This window comes from Saccharospirillum sp. (assembly GCF_040881935.1).
GTDB lineage: Bacteria > Pseudomonadota > Gammaproteobacteria > Pseudomonadales > Natronospirillaceae > Saccharospirillum.
The window spans coordinates 1-5,205 of the sequence record NZ_JBBECH010000027.1 but is presented as its reverse complement, the minus strand read 5'-3'; the positions used below and the strand labels follow the sequence as shown (position 1 = coordinate 5,205).

At 56.0% G+C, this 5,205-nt stretch carries 4 protein-coding genes and 1 riboswitch; all 4 genes read right to left on the bottom strand.

Translation table 11 applies throughout. From position 1 onward, the window contains the following. Positions 1-408: 408 nt before the first annotated feature. On the bottom strand, positions 409-2,184 hold the full coding sequence (locus tag WEB54_RS04190) for a TonB-dependent receptor (protein ID WP_368053540.1): 1,776 nt from the start codon (positions 2,182-2,184) through the stop codon (positions 409-411). Between the two features lie 153 nt (positions 2,185-2,337). After that, a riboswitch (cobalamin riboswitch) is annotated at positions 2,338-2,542 on the bottom strand. Between the two features lie 60 nt (positions 2,543-2,602). Next, entirely contained in the window at positions 2,603-3,076 is a 474-nt protein-coding gene (locus tag WEB54_RS04185) for a Dps family protein (RefSeq protein ID WP_368053538.1), read from the bottom strand. A 161-nt stretch (positions 3,077-3,237) separates the two neighbouring features. Beyond that, complete coding sequence (locus WEB54_RS04180; RefSeq protein WP_368053536.1) at positions 3,238-3,501, bottom strand: hypothetical protein; 264 nt, start codon at positions 3,499-3,501, stop codon at positions 3,238-3,240. A gap of 306 nt (positions 3,502-3,807) precedes the next feature. Then, a partial coding sequence (locus tag WEB54_RS04175; protein WP_368053534.1) for an aconitate hydratase occupies positions 3,808-5,205 on the bottom strand: 1,398 nt, incomplete at its 5' end.

Genomic DNA, 5,205 nt, shown 5'->3' with positions numbered 1-5,205 from the left:
CTGTTCCTGTTCCTGTTCCTGTTCCTGTTCCTGTTCCTGTTCCTGTTCCTGTTCCTGGACAACCCTGCTCGACTCCTCTGCTATAGCCACTTCAGGGGGCGTATGTTCATCAGTGTGCGCTTCTGGTTCTTTCAGTGCTTCCTGTTCAGGCATCGCATCCTCCGTTTGAGAGTCATCAGGTTCACTGTCTCCGGGGTCTTCTTCGATGGCATTGCTTGTTATGGCACTGCTTGTTGGTGGAGCGTGCCTGGACTGTACCAGGCCGAGGGTGATGGTGCCGTTAGAAACGGACTCGGTTTCGGGTGCCTGGCCAGACAACCACGTTAGCAGTGCCGCATGAACGACGACTGAGAATGTGACTGCTAAAGGCCAGACAGGTTTCACCGGAATCTCACGACCGCTGTCGTGTTAAAAGTGATACTCGGCCGACACCTTGAAGCTGCGGCCGGGCGTGTTGTAGTCGAAGTCGGACCATCCGTCGTGATTGAGTACGTAGTCCTCGTCAAGCAGGTTGTCCACCCGGGCAGAGAGGAAGCTTGCCTCGCCCAGGCTATAGCGGCCTCCGGCACCCAGGGTGATATAGCCGTCCAGGTCTTCGCCGCCGGAGACTCGTTCACCTTCGGCCTTGACGTCCAGGTCCAGCCGTACCGGCCCGGCCTGGCGACCAAGCGCGACGAAGCCGGACCATACGGGCCGGTTCTCCAGGCGGTCGCCGTCATCGTCCCGGGCGTCGAGGTAAGCCGCGTTCAGTGCCAGGTCGTAGACGCCAAACTGTTGCGACCATTCCGCTTCCGCGCCCTGCAGGGTGGAATCCAGGTTATTGCCGGATTGGATAAGGTTCTCGACCCGGGTCTGGTAGACGCTCAGCCGCCACTGGCCCTGTTCGCCGAATTGCCGCATCGCCAGTTCGAGCGTTTGGGATTCCTCCGGTACCAGGTCCGGGTTGCTGAAGCCGGGGTAATAAAGGTCGTTGAAGGTCGGAGCCTTGAAGGCCGTGCCGTAGCTGATGATGGTTTCGATATCGCCGGTTACGAAGGTCGAGGCGGCCACATTGCCGGTCAGATTGGTGCCGTAGGCGCTGTTGTCGTCCACGCGCAGGCTGGTTTGCAGTTCATAATCGTTGTAGTTGAATCGGGCCTGGCCGAAGAGCGCCTGGTTGTGCCGTTCGGATTCGTCGTAATCGGTGGTCGAATCCACCTGGTCCCAGTAGCCGTCGGTTCCGAAAATGGTGCTGACCCGGCTGCCCCAGGGGCGCTGGGCCGAGAGGCTGTAGGTGAGCCGTTCGGTGTTGAATTCACCCGGAAAGGACGATTCGGTTGTCGACTCGTCCAGGTGCCGGCCCAGCTTGCCCTGTACCTGCCAGCTATCGTCGCCGTCGAATCTCAGCCCAACGCCGGAGTTCATAAGCACCGTGGTGGTGTGGGTGTTGGCCGCGCAATCACTGGTACAGCTGGCGTCATCAAAATCCGCCACGCCATGGGACTGGTTGTGGTTGACGTCCAGCGTTAGCGCTTCGGTCAGGCGGGACTCGACATTGAGGCTTCCGGACCATTCTTTGAAACCGTCCCTGTCTTCATTGCCGTTGCCGTCGAGCGTGGTGCTGTCGAAGCCGTCGGTGCTCAGGTAGCCGAACCGGCCGCTGGCCGTGGTGTCGCCGGCGGTGGCGCGGAAGCCGGCGCGATAGCTCTGAAAGTTGAAGCTGCCGTATTCGGCGGCAACGTGGACATCGCCCTCGGTTGCCTCGGGGTCGGCCGTAAAAATCTGGATGACCCCGCCAATGCCATCGGCGCCATAGAGGCTGGAGGCAGGGCCCCGTACCACTTCGATGCGCTCGATGTTCGACAAGGGTATGGCGTTCAGGGTGGCGCTGCCGGTGGTGGCGCTGCCGGCGCGTACGCCGTCGATCAGCACGATCATCTGACCGGTGCTGGCGCCGCGAATTTGCAAGCTGCTGGTTGAGCCAAGGCTGCCAGCTGGGGTCTGACTGATGCCGGCAACGCGGTTCAGCAGGCTGGCCAGGTCCTGATCACCGAAGCGTTTTATATCTTCTGCGGTCAGTACGGTCACCGCTGCCAGGGTATTGGTGACCGGCTGCTGGTAGCGACTGGCCGTGACGACGACATCCTCGGCCGCAGCCAGCAGTGGGAGCATCAGGCTGGCCGCCAGAATAGGTGTAGTTTTCATGGGTAGGTTCCTTTCGTCATTCAAATTGGATGAATAAACGAAGGGACAAGTCTAGCGGCTGACAAGCGGCAACAATCACCCGAAAAACGGATAACAATCCGATAAAACGGATTAACCGACTGACAGAAATCCACTTTGTTGCCCTCCGCAACAACAGGGTATTCAGTCAATGGCCGGTCTCCGGGCTTAAGGACGTGAAAGGATTCTAGTGAATTCGATCTGGCGTGGCGCCTTCCCGCTTACGCAGTGGCTGAGTGCCGTGCCCGTCCTGTTACCGTTGCGGGGGCAGCATCAGATTTTAACTGATTTCCCGTACACCAATAACTGTCTGTTTGAGGCCAGCATCATAGAGGGCTTTCTGAGAGGGAGCAAGCGACCCGTGGGTCGCTTGCCGTAATGGAAAGTTTTGCGTGAGTTTTTATTCACCCAAAAAAGACTGATACATCCACACATCTTTTTCCTGCTCGCGGATGTAGTCACTCATCAATGCGGCGGTGCCTTCATCGCTGGCTTCCTGTGCCAGAGACAGCAGGGCACGTTGTTTGCCAATCATCGCCTGATAGGATTCAAGGATATGGCCCACAGCAGCACGGCCATCGCGCACCCGGGTTTGTTCCTTGATGGTGGCGCTTTCCAGGTATTTGCTGTAGCTGTGAACCGGCTCGTGGCCCAGCGTCTGGATGCGTTCTGCTACTTCATCAATTTTGGTCAGCAGATTGGTGTACAGCTCTTCAAATTTAACGTGCAATTCGAAGAAATTTTCACCTTTAATGTTCCAGTGAAAGCCGCGGGCGTTCATGTAGAATACTTGGTAGTTTGCCAGTAATTCGTTCAGGCCAGATGACAATTTTTCAGCACTGGCCGTGTTCAATCCAATCGCATTGGTACTCATAAAGTACCTCCTTTCGTTAACAATGTTCAGTACAAGTGTCTGACATTATAGAGGTAAGGGCGAATGAAAGGAGTTAAACCCTTCGATAGCTTAATATCATGAATTGTTTGGGGTTGATTGTTTCAGGCTATTTAAAGCAAGGTTTCATCAATGGCAGACTCCTAGGCTCGGCCCTGGCCAGCGTGAGTGCGGGGTTCGTCGTAAATCAGTGCACTGCCAATGCGGTACTTGTCGTGGAGTTCGGTAATAGCCTCGTCGAGCAGCATTAGATATTTAAAGTCAATAGGATGAATATCAACACCGCGTCGCTGGCACTGGACAGCCGCGTAGGCGTGTTTGATCACCATAAAAGGGGTGTGATCACGCTCGCGCAAGTAAACGGCGAGTTTTTGTTTTTCCGGTTCTGTAAGTCCGTCTATAAACATGAGGGTTCTTTCGACACCATAATCGTGGATGCAGTGTATTATGGATGACGGTGATTGACTAACACTGTGATCTAATCGAGGTTGAAAGTGTGATGTACCTCAAAAAATGGCAGTAAAATCGTCAAAAATATGACTTCCAGTGAAAATTCTGCTTTTTAGGCTGGGTAATTGTCAATAATTGGGCGTGTCGAAGCGCCATGAACGCAACGGTATTGCGGCTTTTGCGGGCAATGCCGTTGCGTTACTTATGTAACGGCGGCGTCTTGCCCGCCTATCCGCGCATCATGCCCGGGGCCTGAATGTCTCTCACTTGGCCAGATCGCGCAATACAAAGTGAAGAATGCCGCCATGGCGGTAGTAGTCCCACTCTACGGCGGTATCAATGCGCACTCGGGCATCGAAGCTGCGCTGTTTTCCTTCTTTGTCGGTTACCTGAACCGTCACCTGTTCCGGCTCACCTTGCAGTGCGTCGACGGAAAACTGTTCTTCACCCGTCAGATTCAGGCTTTCAACGGATTCACCCTCCATAAATTGCAGAGGCAGAACCCCAAACCCCACCAGGTTGGAGCGGTGGATGCGTTCGTAGCTTTGCGCGATAACCACTTTAACACCAAGCAGGTTAGTCCCTTTGGCGGCCCAGTCACGGGAGGACCCAGTGCCGTATTCCTTGCCGGCCAGTACCACGAGGAGTGTGTTTTCCTGCTGATAGCGCATGGCGGCGTCATAGATGCTGACGGTTTCACCGCTAGGCAGGTGTTTGGTCCAGCTGCCTTCGGTACCAGGTGCCAGTTGGTTGCGCAGGCGCACGTTGGCGAAGGTACCGCGCAGCATGACTTCATGGTTGCCCCGGCGTGAGCCGTAGCTGTTGAAGTCTTCAGTACTGACACCTTGTTCCTGCAGGTAGCGCCCGGCGGGGCTGTCGGGCTTGATGGCACCGGCTGGTGAGATGTGATCGGTCGTGATCGAGTCACCGACTTTGACCAGACAGCGTGCGTTCTTAACCGCGCCGGGTGCTCTGGGTTCCTTCGACATGCCGTCGAAGTAGGGCGGCTGCTTAACGTAGGTGGAATCCGGCCAGCTGTAGATCTCATCCTGTGGGACGGGTAGGTCTCGCCAGGCTTGGGTGCCAGCGAAAACATCCTGGTATTTCTCCTGATACATTCCGGAACCCAACGCAGCCTGCACAGTGTCTGCGATCTCTTGCTGGCTGGGCCAGACGTCTTTCAGGTAGACCGGTTGGCCGTCTTTGCCTGTCCCCAGTGGATCCCGGGTCAGGTCTACGGTCATTGCGCCGGCCAGTGCGTAGGCGACGACTAGCGGCGGCGAGGCCAGATAGTTGGTGGGCACATCCTGATGAATGCGTCCTTCGAAATTGCGATTACCCGACAGCACAGAGGAAACTTTAAGACTGCCCGCTCTGATGGCGTTCTGTATGGCCGGGTGTAAAGGGCCTGAGTTGCCAATACAGGTAGTGCAGCCAAAACCGACAATGTTGAAACCCAGCGCATTCAAAGGTTTCATCACACCGGCTTTTTCCAGATACGCCGGTACAACCTGAGACCCGGGTGCCAGTGATGTTTTTACCCAGGGTTTAACCGTCAGACCCAGTTCATGTGCTTTTTTAGCTACGAGACCAGCGGCGACCATAACCGCCGGGTTGGAGGTGTTGGTGCAACTGGTGATGGCGGCGATGACGACGGCACC

Bases quoted from the DNA above. Each gene is read 5' to 3' on its own strand.
- WEB54_RS04190 (WP_368053540.1), bottom strand. From the start codon at position 2,184: ATGAAAACTACACCTATTCTGGCGGCCAGCCTGATGCTCCCACTGCTG.
- WEB54_RS04185 (WP_368053538.1), bottom strand. From the start codon at position 3,076: ATGAGTACCAATGCGATTGGATTGAACACGGCCAGTGCTGAAAAATTG.
- WEB54_RS04180 (WP_368053536.1), bottom strand. From the start codon at position 3,501: ATGTTTATAGACGGACTTACAGAACCGGAAAAACAAAAACTCGCCGTT.